This window comes from Polycladomyces abyssicola (assembly GCF_018326425.1).
Classification (GTDB): Bacteria; Bacillota; Bacilli; order Thermoactinomycetales; family JIR-001; genus Polycladomyces; species Polycladomyces abyssicola.
In genome coordinates this window covers 2,858,004-2,875,740 of record NZ_AP024601.1, presented here as the reverse complement: position 1 = coordinate 2,875,740, position 17,737 = coordinate 2,858,004, and the positions used below count along the sequence as shown (strand labels likewise).

Sequence of the window (17,737 nt, the reverse complement as noted above, 5' to 3'; positions counted from 1 at the left end):
TTAGGAGGGTTAACCATGGGCAAAACGAAAATTGCGATTAACGGTTTCGGACGCATAGGACGGGCAGTGTTCCGGAATGCGCTGAATCATCCGGACTTGGAAGTGGTGGCGGTCAATGACTTGACCGATGCCAAAACGCTCGCACACTTGCTGAAATATGACTCGGTTCACGGCAAATTGGATGCTTCCGTCGAAGTGACTGACGAAGGATTCGTGGTGGATGGCAAAACCGTACGGGTGATCGCCGAACGTGACCCGGCGCAACTGCCGTGGGGCGAACTGGGTGTTGATCTCGTCGTTGAATCGACCGGTCGTTTCACCAAACGGGAAGATGCGGCCAAACACCTGGAAGCCGGCGCGAAAAAAGTGATCATCTCCGCTCCGGCCAAAAACGAAGACCTGACCGTGGTGATGGGCGTCAACGAGGACAAATACGATCCGTCCGCTCACCAAGTGATCTCCAACGCTTCGTGCACGACCAACTGCTTGGCACCCGTGGTCAAAGTGTTGCATGAGCAGTTCGGTGTTCGTCGCGGGTTGATGACGACGGTGCACGCCTACACCAACGACCAGCAAATCCTGGATCTGCCGCATAAAGACCTGCGCCGTGCACGTGCAGCGGGTATGTCGATCATTCCGACGACGACCGGTGCCGCTGTGGCGGTGGCCAAAGTATTGCCCGAGCTGGCCGGCAAATTGAACGGTTTCGCGATGCGCGTGCCGACGCCGAACGTTTCCGTGGTGGACTTTGTGGCTGAGTTGGAAAAAGAAGTAACCGCCGAAGAAGTAAATGAAGCTCTGCGTCAAGCAGCCGAAGGTAAACTGAAAGGCATCCTCGGTTACTCCGACGAGCCGTTGGTATCCCGTGACTTCAACGGAGATACCCGCTCTTCGATCGTGGACGCCCTGTCCACCATGGTTCTGGAAGGCAACATGGTGAAAGTGGTCTCTTGGTATGACAACGAGTGGGGCTACTCCAACCGCGTGGTGGACCTGGCTGCGTATATTGCCAAGCGGGGACTCTAAGACTAGAATATAGGTGGAATTCGGGAAAGAGGAGAGTGGGAGCGGTTTTCTCTCCTCTTTCTCATGCCGAGGAGGATTGGCCCGGATGAACAAAAAGACGATCCGAGACGTGGATGTACGAGGCAAACGCGTTTTTTGTCGAGTAGATTTCAACGTGCCGATGGAAGATGGGCGGATTACCGACGATACACGGATTCGGGCGGCATTGCCGACGATTCGTTATCTGACGGAACAAGGAGCGAAAGTCATTCTCGCCAGCCACCTGGGCCGTCCCAAAGGCCAGGTAGTCGAAGAGTTGCGCTTGGCGCCGGTGGCGAAGCGGTTGGCTGAGTTGTTGGAAAAACCGGTCGATTATGTGAAGGAAACCGTTGGGGAAGAAGTGGAACGCCGGGTGGCAGCACTGAACGAAGGCGACGTGCTTCTGTTGGAGAACGTGCGCTTTGAACCGGGTGAAGAGAAAAATGATCCCGAACTGGCCCGCGCGTTTGCGCAACTGGCTGATCTGTACGTCAACGACGCGTTCGGAGCGGCGCACCGGGCGCATGCGTCGACAGCCGGGATCGCCGAACACTTGCCTGCAGTGGCCGGTTTCCTGATGCAAAAAGAGCTGGAAACGCTGGGACGTGCGCTGGAAGCACCGGAGCGGCCGTTTACAGCGATCATCGGCGGAGCCAAAGTACGAGACAAAATCGGTGTGATCGAAAACCTGTTGGAAAAAGTGGATAACCTGCTGATCGGTGGCGGTTTGTCCTATACGTTTGTCAAAGCGCAGGGATATGAAATCGGCAAATCCCTGCTCGAAGAGGACAAGCTGGATCTGGCCCGCTCCTTCATGGAAAAGGCAAAAGCCAAAGGAGTGCGTCTTCTGCTGCCGGTCGACGTGGTCGTGGCTGATCGGTTCGCTCCGGATGCCCGGGCGGAAACGGTGGCCATCGATGCGATTCCGGCAGACATGGAAGCGATGGATATCGGGCCGAAAACGCGGGAACTGTTTGCCGAAGTGGTGAAAAGCTCGCGACTGGTCATTTGGAACGGTCCGATGGGTGTGTTTGAATTCGACCGGTTCGCTCACGGTACCAATGCGGTGGCTCAAGCACTGGTGGATTCCGATGCGCTCACCATCGTCGGCGGAGGCGATTCGGCGGCAGCCATCGAGAAAGCCGGTCTGGCCGATCGTGTCAGCCACGTGTCCACCGGCGGTGGTGCGTCGTTGGAGATGATGGAAGGAAAAGCGCTGCCGGGAGTTGTCGCTTTGGACGATCGGGAATGATTGAAGTTTAAGGTTGTTGTCTTTCATACAAAGAAGGGTGACCATTTCCGTAACAGAAGTAGATACGGAAGATCTATTCGCAGGCTGGATATGGCAACCTCAAGTTGAACCGATAAGGTGGTGTGACTGGTGCGCAAACCCGTAATCGCAGGCAACTGGAAAATGCACAAGACCAGCGCGGAAGCCCTTGCGTTTTTCCGCGCATTGAAAGCGGCCAAAGAAACGACAGACGTGGAAACTGTGATCTGTGCGCCGTTCACGGCTTTGCCCGCTTTGGTGGAGGCGGCGAAAGACAGCGGTATCGGTATCGGTGCACAAAACATGCACTGGGAAGAAAAAGGAGCGTTTACGGGTGAGATCAGTCCCGTGATGCTGAAGGACCTGGGGGTGCAATACGTCATCCTCGGCCATTCGGAACGGCGTTCGTATTTCGCCGAGACGGACGAAACAGTGAACAAAAAAGTACATGCCGCATTTGCCCATGACTTGATTCCGATTGTTTGCGTCGGTGAAACGCTGGAAGAACGGGAAGCGGGGCAAACGAAACAGGTTGTGGGCCAACAGGTGGAAAAAGCGTTGGCTGGTCTCTCGAGTGAACAGGTGAAGCGCGTCATCATCGCATATGAGCCGGTGTGGGCGATCGGATCTGGCAAGGCGTCCACGGCTGACGACGCGCAGGAAGTGATCGGATTCATCCGCAAGATGGTGGCCAACCAATACGATCAGCAAGTGGCAAACGAAGTGCGCGTTCAATATGGCGGCAGCGTCAAACCGGACAATATCGGCGCGTTCCTGGATCAGCCGGACATCGATGGTGCATTGGTTGGCGGCGCCAGCCTGGAACCGGAGTCGTTTGACCGTCTGGTGACCGCGTCGGTACGGGGGGATCTCGCATGAGCCGGCGCAAACCGATTGCTCTCATCATTTTGGATGGCTTTGCCTTGCGCGACGAAGTGCATGGTAATGCCGTGGCACAAGCGAACAAGCCCAACTTCGACCGTTATTGGTCCACCTATCCGCATGCGACGCTTCGGGCGAGTGGAGAAGCCGTCGGTCTGCCTGACGGTCAGATGGGCAACTCCGAAGTGGGCCATCTGAACATCGGCGCCGGGCGAATTGTATACCAGGATTTGACGCGGATCACCAAAGCGATTGAAGACGGTTCTTTCTTTGAAAATGACGTGTTGCTGAGCGCTGTTCGCCATGTGAAGGAAAAAGGCACGCAACTGCACCTGCTGGGGTTGCTTTCCGACGGGGGCGTCCATTCCCACATCAACCATTTGTTTGCCCTGCTGGAGCTGGCCAAACGGGAAGGCGTGGACAATGTCGTCGTGCACGCGTTTCTTGACGGTCGCGATGTAGGCCCGGATACAGGCGTCACTTACCTGAAACAGCTACAGGATGTGATCGCGGAAAAAGGAGTGGGCCGCATCGCTACGGTGCAAGGGCGGTATTATGCCATGGATCGGGACAAACGGTGGGATCGGGTGGAGAAGTCCTACCGTGCGATGGTGTACGGGGAAGGACCGACACATACCGATCCGGTAGCCGCTGTGGAGCGGTCGTATCAGGAAGAGATCTATGACGAGTTCGTCGTTCCGACCGTGATCACGGACCAAGACGGCACTCCGGTAGCTCGGGTGCAGGACGGCGATGCCATGATCTTCTTCAACTTCCGGCCCGATCGCGCGATCCAGCTGTCGCAGGCGTTCACCCGTGACGACTTCGACGGATTTGACCGGGGAGAAGGACGACCGAACGGATTGCACTATGTGTGCATGACCCATTACAGCGAGACGGTCAATGGCGAAGTTGCTTTCCCCACGGTGGATTTGACGCGGACATTCGGCGAAGTGGTGGCCGAACACGGGTTGAAACAACTGCGGATCGCCGAAACGGAGAAATACCCGCACGTCACTTTCTTCTTTAGCGGTGGCCGGGAAGAGCCGTTCCCGGGTGAAGATCGGATCCTGATCCATTCACCCAAAGTGGCCACCTACGACCTGAAGCCGGAGATGAGCGCTTACGAAGTGACCGACGCCTTGGTCAAAGAGATCGAGGCCGGCAAACACGATGCCATCATCCTTAACTTTGCCAACCCGGACATGGTGGGTCACTCGGGCAAATTGGAGCCGACGATCCGTGCGGTGGAAGCCGTGGATGAATGCCTGGGCCGCGTGGTCGAGGCAGTACTGGCCCAAGGTGGTGTGGCCGTCATTACGGCGGACCATGGCAACGCAGACATGGTGCTCACGGCTGACAACAAACCGGTAACATCCCATACCACCAACCCGGTACCGTTTATCGTCACGGACAAAAACGTGAAACTGCGCCAAGAGGGGATTTTGGCGGATATCGCGCCGACTTTGCTGCATCTGTTGGGCATCGAACAACCGGAAGAAATGACCGGACGCTCGATGATTGAATCATAAAAGCCAATGCATCTATTCAAGGAGGAAGACGAAACATGACGAGAATCGTGGACGTATACGCGCGGGAAGTGCTGGACTCCCGAGGCAATCCGACCGTCGAAGTGGAAGTGGTGTTGGAATCGGGCGATGTGGGCCGTGCGATTGTGCCGTCCGGTGCATCCACCGGTGCTTATGAGGCTGTGGAATTGCGGGATGGTGACAAAGAGCGCTTTCTCGGCAAAGGTGTCCTGAAAGCTGTGCAACACGTGAACGAAATCATCGCTCCTGAACTGGAAGGTTGGGACGCTACCGACCAAGTGGGCATCGACAAACACCTGATTGAGCTGGACGGTACGCCCAACAAAGGGAAGCTGGGTGCCAACGCCATCCTGGGTGTCTCCATGGCCGTGGCGCGTGCGGCTGCAGAAGCACTGGGTGTTCCGTTGTACAACTATCTGGGCGGATTCAACGCCAAAACACTGCCCGTTCCGATGATGAACATCCTGAATGGCGGAAAACACGCTGACAACAACGTGGACATTCAGGAGTTTATGATCATGCCGGTGGGAGCGCCCTCCTTCCGTGAAGGTTTGCGCATGGGGGCCGAAATCTTCCACAACCTGAAGGCTGTATTGAAAGAGAAAGGCCTCGCCACTTCCGTCGGTGACGAAGGGGGCTTCGCGCCTAACCTGTCTTCCAACGAGGAAGCATTGCAAACCATTGTCGCAGCGATCGAACGGGCCGGTTACAAGCCGGGTGAAGATGTCCTGCTCGCTCTCGATGTGGCCGCGACCGAGCTGTACAAAGATGGAAAATATCATTTGGAAGGCGAAGGCGTCACCCGCTCCTCCGAGGAAATGATCGCCTTCTATGAGGAACTGGTTTCCAAATACCCGGTTGTCTCCATCGAAGACGGCTTGTCCGAAGACGATTGGGATGGTTGGAAACAACTGACCGAGCGTCTGGGCGGCAAAGTTCAGCTGGTGGGCGACGACCTGTTCGTCACCAACACCCAGCGCCTTGCCCAAGGTATTGAAAAAGGCGTGGGCAACTCCATCCTGATCAAAGTGAACCAAATCGGCACCTTGACTGAAACGTTCGATGCCATCGAAATGGCGAAACGCGCCGGTTACACCGCGGTCATTTCCCACCGCTCCGGCGAGTCGGAAGACACCACCATTGCCGATATCGCCGTGGCGACGGGTGCTGGTCAAATCAAGACAGGAGCACCGTCCCGTACCGACCGCGTGGCCAAATACAACCAGCTCCTGCGTATCGAGGATGAACTGGCCGAAACGGCGCAATATCCGGGCAAAACCGCGTTCTACAACCTGCGCGGATAATAGCATTGTTTCACCTGCCGCCGGCACTGACGCCGGCGGTTTTTTGCTGCCGAACATAAACTACAAATGGCCCCAGGTGTTACTGTATCCGGATCCATTGCAGACGTGCTTCCTTGATGGGACGGGGTCACCGTCCTGAAGAGGTGCGGATGTGGAAAACTCCATCACCAACTAGTGGGACTTCCCAATCCGCGCGCTATGGGTTTTCTTCATTTGGTACGTGTCTTTTTTTCCCACTCACCTTTATTGAAAACCCGCGTCCGATGTGGTACAGTATCCCCAGTGAGACTCGGGAGGTAGATCGGTGTGGAAATCGCAGCAAAGATTCTGTTGGCGATCGTGAGTATCGCATTGATCATCGTTGTTCTGCTTCAATCCGGAAAAAGTCCGGGCCTCTCCGGTGCGATTGGCGGTGGAGCGGAGCACCTGTTGGGAAAAACAAAAGCGCGCGGCATCGACGCACTTCTCAACAAAATCACCGTGGTGCTAGCGGTGTTATTCATCCTGCTCACTTTGTTGGTCGGATATTTTGTGAAATAACACCAAACATGATTTCCATCCACTGTGGGTACGATAGAAATAACAGATCAACAGCGGGTGTTTCCCAGCTGTTTTTCTTTTGAAGCCGCAAGAAGGAGCGTATGACGGTGGAAGGCTTTTTGCTGATCCATGGTTACGCCGGTACGCCGCATGACGTCCAACCTGTACTCGATCGTTTACAGGAACTGAATTTGCCCGTATCCGCTCCGCTTTTGGCCGGACACGGCGGTACGCGGAAAGAGATGCGATCGTCCTCTTGGCAGGACTGGATTCAAAGTGCCGAGGAAGCGTTGATCCAGCTTCGCCGAGAGTGCGATCCTGTCCATCTGGTCGGTTTTTCAATGGGAAGCCTTATCGCCATCGATCTGGCAGTACGGTATCCCGTTGGCAAAATGGCATTGCTCAGCCCGGCCGTCTTCTCCGTTAACACGCCGGAAATCGTCCGAGGTATGGCAGAAACGCTGAAAAGTCCGTTTAACAAACGCGCTCGGGCCTTGCCGCTCAAAGTCTACATGAGGCGCACCATGCGCTCTTCGTTTCGCTCCTTCGCTCAGTTTTTCCAACTGGTGGAACACGTTCGTCCCAAATTCCCTGAAGTGCGCATTCCGACGCTGATCATCCAGGGAGAGCGCGACGATGTGGTTAAGCCCAAAGGTGCGATCCATCTCTACCATGAAATCGGATCAGTCGAGAAGAAGCTGGTGCTATTACCACAATCCCGCCACCTGATCTGTCATGATTGCGAAGTGGTGGAGATGATGCGGGAAATTGAAACTTTTTTCGGACTGCCCTCGCGAAACCCGGAGCCGGTACAAGAACAAGCCTCCGTTTAAAAGGGGGCTTGTCAAATCGGCGACAAGGTTGTATAATCAATCTCGTCTGGTGGTGATAGTGGAGGGGAACCACCCGTTCCCATTCCGAACACGGAAGTTAAGCCCTCCAGCGCCGATGGTACTTGGGGCGGGAGCCCCTGGGAGAGTAGGACGCTGCCAGGCAAGTGAAGCGGTTCGCTGATTAAGCGAGCCGCTGTTTTTTTGGATGAAAACAAAAAATCCCTGTTTTGGATAAACACTCTTGCGTTTTTTGCGGTATGGATTTATATTGGAATCTGAACTTCATTCATTATTATCGAAAACGGTGGTCAAATTGATTAATACGATGATTGAACCACAACGAGAAGTGGATCCCGAAGAGATTCAGGAGAAAATCAGGCAATGCATCTGTCTGGAGCTGCTCGTCGCATTGCTGGATGAAGACAAGCCGCTGACCAGACCGATGCACACCGGATGGATTTTTGCGCAATTTATGGATGCGGTCATACAAACGATCCGGGATGACCTTTCAGCTATGAGAGAGGATTTGCAGTCCAAAGGCGTGGAAATTCTTTCTGTGACGCAGGACACGTTTGGCCGCACCGTCAAATTTGCGGTTGGCGGCCAAGTCTATGAACAGCGTTATCTTAACGAGTCTATCCGTGTGGAATGCGATGACTTGCTTCGGATGGTTCTGGGGCTGAAATAACGCCGGTAAAAAAGCGTTCCCGGTTTGGGAATGGAATTGCGACGATTTGACCTCACTGGGTTTCCCGGCATCGGTAGCGGTACGGAGAACGAGGTGTCGCATCCGTAGGTTATGATGGGAACCCGCCTCCCGCTTCCTCCCCCTCATTTTCCACTCCCGATACTTCACAGGATATTCCTAGGACCATTTTGCTTCTCAACATGAATCAATGAGAGCTTAACCGTAGGTAGTATATCTGTGTCAGGTTTGCTTGTGGTATCGTAAGGTTATCCGAATATCTTATGCATGGTAGGGAATGAATGAAAATATGAAAGCGGGAGGTTGTCTGAATGAAAATCGTCCGTCGTTCTCCGGATCCGTTTTTTTATGAAGGTGGGGAGATCGGCGTATTGTTGATTCACGGATTCACCGGAACACCGTCTGAATTGCGCCCGATGGGGGAATATCTGAAAGAGCGGGGATACACGGTGCATGCACCGCTTTTGGCCGGGCACGGCACGACTCCGGAGGAGATGGCCTGCACGACATGGGAGGATTGGTGGAACAGCACAGTAGAAGGATACCGGCGTTTACGGGAGTCGGGAGTTCGTCGCGTGTTTGCCGCAGGTTTGTCGATGGGTGGTGCACTGGTACTCAACTTGGCACGACAATATCCACTCGACGGTGTGATCGCGATGTGTGCACCCGTTTACCTCAAAGACAAGCGAGTTCACGCCGTCAATCTGATTCGCTGGGTGATGCCATACCAGATTCGGCGTGGAACCAAACCGGCGCACATCGAGGAACACTTGGTTCCTTACGATCGCACGCCGCTCAAATGCGTTTCCAGCCTGCAACGTCTGATCCGCCACGTACGCAGTCATCTGCACGAAATCCAGGTACCTACCCTTGTCGTTCAGGCGGAACAGGATGAAACGGTGGAACCACGAAGTGCCCACTATATCTATGAAAAGATCGGTTCTGCTGTCAAACATCTGAAATGGTACAACAAGTCATCCCACATCATCACACTCGACCGAGAACGGGAACATTTGTTTGCTGATGTGGATGCGTTTATTCAAGAAGTGGACAAATCCATATCCACAAGGGAGAGAGGAAAGGGGTTTTGATGTGATCGAAGAACAAGAGATCTTGACATTCATGAAAAAAAAGGCGTACAAACCGCTTACATTCATGGAATTGGTCGAAGCATTTGCGATCGATGAGGAAGAGATCGAGGCGTTTCGATCTTTGGTCGATCAAATGGAACAAGAAGGCAGAATCGTACAGACTCGATCCCGGCGGTACGGGGTGCCCGAGCGGTTTAATCTTGTGCGTGGAATACTGCAGGGACATCCCAAAGGGTTCGGTTTTGTCGTGCAAGACCGGCCCAACGCACCGGACATCTACGTTCATCCCAACGACATGAACGGGGCGATGGACGGCGATACGGTACTCGTCCGCCTACAGGGGAAACAAGCACGGAATATGCGGCCTGAAGGGGAAATTGTCCGTATTTTGAAACGGGGTCGTACTGTCGTGGTGGGAACGTTCACCAGCCCATCCACACACTTCGGGTTCGTCATTCCCGATGATAAACGCCTGCCGACAGACATTTTCATTCCCCCGGAGGCACGAAATGGTGCCAAACAGGGGGACAAAGTGGTTGTCGAACTGCATCACATTCCCGACAGTCGTTTCACCGCAGAGGGTGTGGTCACGGAAGTGCTGGGTCACAAAGATGATCCAGGTGTCGATATCCTCTCCATCATTCGCAAATACCAACTGCCTGAGGCTTTCCCTGAAGAGGTGCTGGCCGAGGCCGAACAAATCCCCACCGAAATCGATCCGGCGGAAATCGAGGGAAGGCGGGATCTGCGCGACCGTACGATGGTGACCATCGACGGGGAAGACGCCAAGGACTTGGACGACGCGGTGTCAGTGGAACGCCTGCCCAACGGCAACATCCGCCTTGGCGTTCATATCGCCGACGTCAGCTATTATGTGAAAGAAGGGAGTGCGCTCGATCGGGAAGCCTATGCCCGTGGCAACAGCGTCTATCTCGTGGACCGGGTGATCCCCATGTTGCCGCCGCGGCTGTCCAACGGCATCTGCAGTCTCAACCCTCAGGTGGATCGTCTGACACTCACCTGCGATATGGAAATCGACCCGGATGGCAATGTCGTCAGTCATGAGATCTATCCCAGCGTCATTCGTACGAACGAACGGATGACCTATACCGCTGTCAAACGTATCCTGGAGGACGAAGATCCCGAGCTGATCGCGCGTTATGAGCCATTGGTGGACGATTTCCGCTTGATGGCCGACCTGGCCCGTACTTTGCGTAGAAAGCGGCTCAAACGGGGCGCCATCGATTTCAATTTCACGGAAGCCAAAATCAAGGTGGACGAAAACGGAAAACCGGTTGAAATTGTGAAACGGCCACGTACGATCGCCGAGCAGTTGATCGAGGAATTCATGCTGTGCGCCAACGAAACAGTGGCGGAGCATTTTGCCTGGGCGGATATCCCGTTTTTGTACCGGATTCACGAAAATCCGGATACGGAGAAACTGCAGGCGTTTTACGAGTTCATCACTCATTTCGGCTACAGTGTCAAGGGACGGGCGGATAAAGTGAAACCCCGCGCGCTCCAGGAGTTGTTGGAGAAAATCAGTGGCAAACCGGAAGAGACGCTGATCAGCACCGTCCTGCTTCGTTCGATGAAGCAAGCGCGTTACGCCGCGGAATGCACGGGCCACTTCGGGTTGGCGGCAACGTTTTACTGCCACTTCACCTCACCGATCCGGCGGTACCCCGATCTGGTCATTCACCGTATCATTCGGGAAGTACTGGCCAATGGGACGTTGTCCCCCGAGCGGATGAACCAGTTGAAAGACAAACTGCCGGATATTGCCCAGCAATGCTCAGTTCGCGAGCGCATCGCCGTTGAAGCGGAGCGGGAGACGGACGATCTGAAAAAAGCCGAGTTTATGCTGGACAAAATTGGACAGGAATTTGACGGCATCATCAGCGGTGTCACCTCGTTTGGCATTTTCGTTGAATTGGACAACACCGTCGAAGGACTGGTGCACATCAGCTACATGACCGACGACTATTATCACTACGATGAAAATGCCTATTGCTTGATCGGGGAGCGCACGGGGAACATTTTCCGCATTGGAGACCGGGTTCGCGTTCGGGTGGTCGGTGTCAACATCGACGAGCACAAGGTGGACTTCGAGCTGGTGCCGGACTGGGAAGACGGCGGGCTGTTCCAACGAAGCCCCAAACGCAGAAAGCGCAGGAAAGAGACGGATTCGGAGTCGAGAATGCGCAAGGGAAAGAAGAAAAAGAAAGCCAAAAAAGCGGAGGCGAAGGGGAAAAAGAAGAAGCCCTGAAGTAGTCGTTTCTGGTTTAGCGATGTCATGACCCTGATACGGACAAAATAGATATCGACCGGAATGACGGAGAGTACCTCCCCGTTGTTCCGGTCTGTTCGGGGGATGCTTTGATCTTCCTGCGTTTAAAAAAGAGTTGACGATTCATCGGATTGATTGTTACAATGATAATTGCTACTTTTTCATGCGCGCAGGGGGTGAGCACAATGCCGAAAAAAGGTACAAAAGTGATTGCACGCAACAAGAAGGCGACCCACGACTACCACATCGAGGAGACGCTGGAAGCAGGCATTGTCCTCACCGGTACCGAGATCAAGTCGATCCGGCAGGGCCGGGTCAACCTGAAGGACAGTTACGCGCGCATCAAAGACGGGGAAGTGTACGTGGTCAACATGCATATCAGCCCGTATGAGCAGGGCAACCGTTTTAACCACGATCCCACCCGGGAGCGCAAATTGCTCTTGCACAAGCAGGAAATCAACAAATTGATCGGTCTTACTCAGCAAAAAGGGTATACGCTGGTGCCGTTGGATATTCACTTGCGTAACGGTTTTGCCAAAGTGGAGTTGGCGTTAGCCAAAGGGAAGAAACTGTATGACAAACGCGCTGCTATTGCCAAACGCGATGCCGAGCGCGAGATTCAGCGACAATTGAAGGAACGTATTCGGGGTTAACAAAAAAATTATTCCAAAATCAAATTTCCCCCTTTACAAAGGGTAAAATCGGTGATAATATAAGTAACTGTCAAGGCCGTAGAAGCTTGGCCAAAACAAAGCTGACTCGTCGGAATCCTGGGGGCGTTTTGGGATTCGACGGGGATAGATCGAGCGTTAGCTGCGAGCCGAGGGGTTGCGTCCTTCGTAAAAAACGCAAGGCCAAATGTAACTGGCAAACAAGAAAACTACGCTCTGGCTGCTTAATTCCAGCCAGGATCCACTTCACCATCGCCCGTGTGGTGAAGCTGGGTCTCAAATTCAGCGGGCTAGCTAACCGGAGTCGTCACCGGCCGGTTGGCGAAATCTAGGTGACTGGTCCGTAGGAACGCCTGTCACTGGGCAGTCCGACGGACGAGATCTCAATACAGTGACTACGCTCGTAGACGCTGACGCGGCGATATCTTCGGACAGCGGTTCGACTCCGCTCGCCTCCACCAAATGCATATGCTGATGTAGCTCAGTTGGTAGAGCACTTCACTCGTAATGAAGGGGTCGGGGGTTCGAGTCCCTCCATCAGCACCACTTGAAAAAAGAACAGGTGACAACCTGTTCTTTTTTAGTTATATTCACTTTAAAATCAATGTCTGGTTACGTCTTGGACTTTCTTTCTAGGCATCTAAAGTTCCATTCGCATAGGTTTCTTGCACCATAACTTTTCGTTAGCCACTAAAGCTCGCCCAAACAAGCTCTTGGGTGGGCTTTTTTAGTTATGAAAGGTATTTAAGGTTACAACATAGTTCAGTTAATTGATTTTTCGATAGTACGATCTCAATATCCACCTGACAATCTACTGTTATCCGGCAATTGGATCGGTTCCTCGGGGAATACGGAAGTGTTTTTTGAAACCTTCCCGTGGTTTACATGGGCGTGGTATCGTACACGTCAAAAAAAGAGAGATCGGTATCGGGTCAGCTTCAGGGAGGGGAAGACCGCTTCTATACTTACGAAGAGACAGGTGGTCGATCTGTTGAACCAGCTGAAAGATCGGAAAACCTATCTGATCCAGCAGGCGGTTCAAATGAAATATGGAAAAAGTCCCGTCGACTTCCGTGTGTACATGCAAAAAGACAGCCGGCAACAATGGACCTGTAAAGGGATGGTCGCTCGGATTGCCAAAGCAGGTAGCATCGTCACCAACCTAGGATACTTGGACCGGTTGATGTACCCTGACGAGGCCATCCAGAAGGTTTACCAGCTCAACCACGATGAAGCGAAAAGCCTCGAAAGGCAAATTCGCGAGGTTTGCTGTAACGTCTGCAATACCCTGGACCGTTTGTCCGTTGGATTATATGGGGACGTGGCGATCGACCCGACGGTTGATAGAAACAGAAAAGTCTGGATCCTGGAGATCAACAAAAAATACGGTTGCAAATTCCTGGAACTGTTGGGTGACACCCATCTCCTCCGCGAAATTTTGACCGGCCCCCTCAAATACGCCAAGGCACTTGCCGGTTTCCCGGATTGAGAAGAATTCTCGGAAGATCGTTCAACGTCAGTAATAGCGGTTTCGGGCCAAGATAGTCGGATGTTGGACCAGATTCTTGCTTCTGAGTCCGATAATTCAGCGAAAGCACCCGCCATTGCTGACAAAGGGAAAGACGATCTGTCTGTTGAACCATCTGCAAATCTGGAGAATCAATCGGTATCAGTCGATCCCCAAAAAGGGGATCCCCCGAATAGGAAACTTCGACCGGTTGCTGCACGCAGTGGCAATCCGCTTTCGAACCGACCGCGAAGTGAAGAGTCTCGATCCGTATATCCGTTGCGACTTTTACGACGGTCTGGGTCCACTGTTCGGGGTATGGATGTTCGCGCCGCAATGCGTCTGCACAGGGGAGATTGTAAGAATAACCAAATAATGCCATATTCTCATCAACCCGATAAACCTCGACCGTTTGCCTTAGGCAGTGGCGGTCCTCTTTCGGGCCAATCGCGACGAAGCGAAAAGACTGAAAACGTAAATTCACGGAGTACTTTACGACATCATTCATACCCTGCACCACCGCTGATTATCCATGAGTCTGTATGGGCGCCGGGTAGTCGATCAGGTTATTGATAGCACGAATCTTGGCGATAACATGCGACCTCCTTTTTCCAGAGGTTGTTCCTTGCGGTTAGAGGATGCATGGCAGAGCACTACACTCGTAATGAAGGGGTCGGGGGCGAGTCCCTCCATTCAGCACCAAAGCCCATACTACTAATCGGTAGGATGGGTTTTTTATTTTTACATTCAGCGGCTTGGAATGATGAACAACGCGATATGGGACAGGTGCAATTAAACTATGCTTACATAATTAAACAATATATTGAAATTTGATAAAAGATTGTTCCGCGCATTCTAAGTGTTATGTGAATAACTGTGTCAAAGCGAATTGTCCACCTAAAAACTTTAGGGAAGGGATTTTATTAGTTAGCGTAGAATTCAACAATAGCAACCACTTTGAGAGGAGTAATAGATATGCCTAATCCCGAAAGTTTACTTACACTGGATTTTTTTTCGCCCGAATTCAAGTCTAATGCTTGGAAGGTGTACCGGGAACTGCGGGAAAGGGGAGCGATTCACCGCATCCGGATGCCCTGGGACGAACCGGCTTGGCTCATCGTCCGTTATGATGAAGCTCAGGCGGCACTGACAGAGAAACGATTGCTCAAAAATGTGAAACTATTCCAGGGTAAAGAAATATTGCGCCGACTTACTAAGGAATTACAAATATTTGTGCATCATATGCTCTCATCTGACCCACCGGATCATACACGCCTTCGGAATCTGGTGCAACAGGCTTTCACCCCCAGGATGATTGAACGAATGAGAGAACGCATCGAGGAGATTGCGGAAGATTTGCTGGACGCTATTGTCAGTTCACCGGGCAGGGAGGTGGATCTGATCCGAGATTATGCATTTCCCCTGCCCATCATTGTTATCAGCGATATGCTGGGTGTCCCGCGGGAAGATCGCGATCGATTTCGGGAGTGGTCCAATGCGGTTGTCTCCACGATCAACCGGCCGGAGGGGTTTGAAGAGATCCGTTCCCAGATGAAAGACTTTCAAGACTATCTGGGAAGGCTTTTCGAAGAACGCCGGCGTAATCCCCGGGAAGACCTGATCAGCGGCTTATTGGCGGCGGAAGAACAAGGGGACCGTCTCAGTGAGAAGGAACTTTACTCCATGGTGTTTCTGCTCATCATCGCGGGACATGAAACCACCGTCAACCTGATCGGAAACGGTGTCCTCGCCTTGCTGCAACATCCGGAGCAAATGGCACTTTTACGTAGGGAGCGACAACTGATCACGACCGCGGTGGAGGAAATCCTGCGTTACTACAGCCCTGTGGAGATGTCGACCAACCGATGGGTCGGTGAGGATTTTTCCTTCGGGGGACAATCATTTCAACACGGAGACCTGGTCCTGGTTTCCATCGGTTCCGCAAACCGGGACGAACGCCGTTTTCCTGATCCCGATGTTTTTGACATCACCCGCGAGCCCAATCCCCATATCGCTTTCGGCAAGGGTATCCATTATTGTCTGGGAGCTCCTCTCGCCAGGATGGAGGGGCAAATCGCCATCTCTCGCCTGCTCGACCGTCTGCCGGAACTACATCTGGATCTGGACGAGAAATCCCTTCCCTGGCGTGAGGATTTCCTTATGAGAGGATTGATGCGATTACCAGTCCGATTTTGAGGAAAAAAGTCGCCGGAGAACCCGGTGACTTTTCTTCGTCGAAGGTCTCAACATTGTATGAACAGAGGAGATACGATTGATCCATTACGGACTGTTTGACGGAATAACAAGGTTTATTCGTTTCCCTGTATTTGTTTTTGATTTTGACAATGGAGGTCATTCAGATGGCAAAGGCGCTTTTGGTCAATTTTTCCGGAGAAGGCCATATCAACCCGACGGTGGGACTGGTTGAAGAATTGATCCGTCGGGGTGAAGAGGTAGTCTATGTCGGCGGGGAAAGGTTCAGGGAACGGATTGAAAAAACCGGCGCTGACTTCCGAGGGTACCAGGAGCCTTTCTTGGCCAACTCCCCTCGTTTCCAATCGGATCAGTTGCAGGAGAAGATGCGGGAAATGTTTCCGAAAATGCTCGATTTTATGGAGAGAATCACTCCGGAGATCCTTGAAAAAGTGAAAGGAGAACAGTTTGACTATTGTCTGTATGATATGATGTTTATTCCGGGAATGATCATAGCCCAAGTGTTGGGCCTGCCCCGCATTGCTTTCTCCACCACTTTCGTTTGGAAGGAAATACCCCGGTTCGGTAGGGAGCGAGCGGTAAGCCTGTTGGAAGGGATGAAAAAACTCACACAAAAAATGGCGGATCGGTATGGTGTTGATTTGAACCCGGGCAATTTTCCTTCATTCGGAGATATGACGCTCGTATTTACATCCCGGTATTTTCACCCGGATGCGGAAGCATTCGACGACAGCGTCAAATTTGTCGGTCCGTCGATCGCCCCGCGAAAAGATTGCGAAATGTTAGATATCCACATCGGCAAACAGGGTGACCGTCGTGTCATCTATATATCCATGGGTACGATTGTGAATTATCAGGTTGAACTATACCGCAAGTGCATAGAAGCATTTCGTGATCTGGACACTACGGTGATTCTCTCCATCGGCCAACATACACCAATGGAGGAGTTGCTTGAGATTCCGGACAACTTCATCGTTCGCCGTTATGTTCCGCAATTGGAGGTGTTGAAGCACGCCGATCTGTTTATCACCCACGGTGGCATGAACAGCACCAACGAAGGCTTGTACTACGGTGTTCCGCTGTTGATCATCCCCTTGGTGAACGATCAACCCCTTGTTGCAAATCGGGTGAAAGAGCTTGGAGCGGGGATTGTACTCGACCCTTCAACGGTGACGCCGGCGGTACTCAGAGAATCAGCGGAAAAAATCTGGGCGGACCCGCGGTTTGCCCAAAACAGTCGGCTCATCAGTGAAACGTTGCGAGAGGCGGGAGGGTATCGCCGAGCTGTGGATGAGATTTTGCGTTTTATAAAGAGCGAGCGGGAAAACCCAGCCCTTCAGGTTTGGGATGAAAGCGAGCGTCGGACGAGGGAGGGCTTAAGCCCTTTTGCAAGTCCGACAGAATTTTGGTACAATTAAGCAGAGAAGTGCGAAAACACTTAAAACTACTTTGCGAGCGAAATCTCGATAAACTAAAATCACTAGGCTTGGACGAAGCCATCGTGGATGGATGTGGGTTGCCACGCCAGATGAAGCGAGAAGCCCACGGCTTTAGCCGTGTGGGGCAAGTCACGAATAGCCGTCAGACTGTTCACGAGTCCATCGATAACCGGAAATAGGCATCCATCGGCACATTTGCGAAAGAAGGTCAGGGCTTCCCCTGTCCTTTTTCTTTTCCGTCATGACAAAATCGTACGGCTGTGCATGATATATTATAAATAGTCAGATTAGTAATAAATTTAAAATCAACTGCCATATCCATTGAAGTCGCTGTTATCCCAACCTTAAACGAAAGGAACGCGTGTTTCAGAAGCTGAAGGAATGGCCGACGGATGA

The 17,737-nt window shown here is 52.6% G+C and carries 15 protein-coding genes, 1 tRNA gene, 1 rRNA gene and 1 other RNA gene; 17 read left to right on the top strand and 1 reads right to left on the bottom strand.

Annotated elements, in window-relative coordinates:
- The first annotated feature begins 15 nt into the window (after positions 1 to 15).
- The 15 genes from KI215_RS14315 (at position 16) to KI215_RS14245 (ending at position 13,670) form a co-directional block, all read left to right on the top strand.
- Positions 16 to 1,026, top strand: a complete 1,011-nt coding sequence (locus KI215_RS14315) for an ArsJ-associated glyceraldehyde-3-phosphate dehydrogenase (protein WP_212773362.1) — start codon at positions 16 to 18, stop codon at positions 1,024 to 1,026.
- Positions 1,027 to 1,111: 85 nt separating this feature from the next.
- The gene (locus tag KI215_RS14310; protein WP_212773361.1) at positions 1,112 to 2,296 is read left to right on the top strand and encodes a phosphoglycerate kinase; all 1,185 of its coding nucleotides are present in this window, start codon (positions 1,112 to 1,114) and stop codon (positions 2,294 to 2,296) included.
- A gap of 129 nt (positions 2,297 to 2,425) precedes the next feature.
- A complete protein-coding gene (tpiA, locus tag KI215_RS14305) occupies positions 2,426 to 3,193 on the top strand; it encodes a triose-phosphate isomerase (protein WP_212773360.1) in 768 nt (255 codons plus the stop codon).
- Complete coding sequence (gene gpmI, locus KI215_RS14300) at positions 3,190 to 4,728, top strand: 2,3-bisphosphoglycerate-independent phosphoglycerate mutase (RefSeq protein WP_212773359.1); 1,539 nt, start codon at positions 3,190 to 3,192, stop codon at positions 4,726 to 4,728. The genes tpiA and gpmI overlap by 4 nt, the downstream gene beginning before the upstream one ends.
- A gap of 35 nt (positions 4,729 to 4,763) precedes the next feature.
- On the top strand, positions 4,764 to 6,050 hold the full coding sequence (gene eno, locus KI215_RS14295) for a phosphopyruvate hydratase (protein ID WP_212773358.1): 1,287 nt from the start codon (positions 4,764 to 4,766) through the stop codon (positions 6,048 to 6,050).
- 306 nt (positions 6,051 to 6,356) lie between these two features.
- Positions 6,357 to 6,590 carry a preprotein translocase subunit SecG gene (secG, locus tag KI215_RS14290; RefSeq protein WP_212773357.1) on the top strand — a complete coding sequence of 78 codons (234 nt, stop codon included), beginning with the start codon at positions 6,357 to 6,359 and terminating at the stop codon, positions 6,588 to 6,590.
- A 107-nt stretch (positions 6,591 to 6,697) separates the two neighbouring features.
- On the top strand, positions 6,698 to 7,423 hold the full coding sequence (locus KI215_RS14285; protein ID WP_212773356.1) for an alpha/beta hydrolase: 726 nt from the start codon (positions 6,698 to 6,700) through the stop codon (positions 7,421 to 7,423).
- A 45-nt stretch (positions 7,424 to 7,468) separates the two neighbouring features.
- Positions 7,469 to 7,585: ribosomal RNA gene (rrf, locus tag KI215_RS14280) — 5S ribosomal RNA — on the top strand.
- A gap of 151 nt (positions 7,586 to 7,736) precedes the next feature.
- Complete coding sequence (locus tag KI215_RS14275) at positions 7,737 to 8,111, top strand: YhjD family protein (protein WP_212773355.1); 375 nt, start codon at positions 7,737 to 7,739, stop codon at positions 8,109 to 8,111.
- 329 nt (positions 8,112 to 8,440) lie between these two features.
- Entirely contained in the window at positions 8,441 to 9,220 is a 780-nt protein-coding gene (locus tag KI215_RS14270) for an alpha/beta hydrolase (RefSeq protein WP_212773354.1), read from the top strand.
- A 1-nt stretch (position 9,221) separates the two neighbouring features.
- Positions 9,222 to 11,489, top strand: a complete 2,268-nt coding sequence (gene rnr / locus KI215_RS14265; protein ID WP_246512133.1) for a ribonuclease R — start codon at positions 9,222 to 9,224, stop codon at positions 11,487 to 11,489.
- Positions 11,490 to 11,695: 206 nt separating this feature from the next.
- Complete coding sequence (gene smpB, locus KI215_RS14260) at positions 11,696 to 12,163, top strand: SsrA-binding protein SmpB (RefSeq protein ID WP_212773353.1); 468 nt, start codon at positions 11,696 to 11,698, stop codon at positions 12,161 to 12,163.
- A gap of 119 nt (positions 12,164 to 12,282) precedes the next feature.
- Positions 12,283 to 12,642, top strand: a transfer-messenger RNA (tmRNA) gene (gene ssrA / locus KI215_RS14255).
- 9 nt (positions 12,643 to 12,651) lie between these two features.
- Positions 12,652 to 12,727: transfer RNA gene (locus KI215_RS14250), tRNA-Thr, on the top strand.
- A 310-nt stretch (positions 12,728 to 13,037) separates the two neighbouring features.
- Entirely contained in the window at positions 13,038 to 13,670 is a 633-nt protein-coding gene (locus KI215_RS14245; RefSeq protein WP_212773352.1) for a YheC/YheD family protein, read from the top strand.
- Here the strand turns inward: KI215_RS14245 and KI215_RS14240 are convergent.
- Positions 13,633 to 14,196 (bottom strand): hypothetical protein, encoded by a 564-nt coding sequence (locus KI215_RS14240; RefSeq protein WP_212773351.1) that lies wholly within the window; start codon positions 14,194 to 14,196, stop codon positions 13,633 to 13,635. The genes KI215_RS14245 and KI215_RS14240 overlap by 38 nt on opposite strands.
- A 467-nt stretch (positions 14,197 to 14,663) precedes the next feature.
- Here KI215_RS14240 and KI215_RS14235 point away from each other — a divergent pair, with 467 nt between their 5' ends.
- A complete protein-coding gene (locus KI215_RS14235; protein WP_212773350.1) occupies positions 14,664 to 15,884 on the top strand; it encodes a cytochrome P450 family protein in 1,221 nt (406 codons plus the stop codon).
- A 164-nt stretch (positions 15,885 to 16,048) separates the two neighbouring features.
- Positions 16,049 to 17,320: a macrolide family glycosyltransferase gene (locus KI215_RS14230; protein WP_212773349.1), complete on the top strand. Its 1,272-nt coding sequence runs from the start codon at positions 16,049 to 16,051 to the stop codon at positions 17,318 to 17,320.
- Positions 17,321 to 17,737 lie beyond the last annotated feature (417 nt).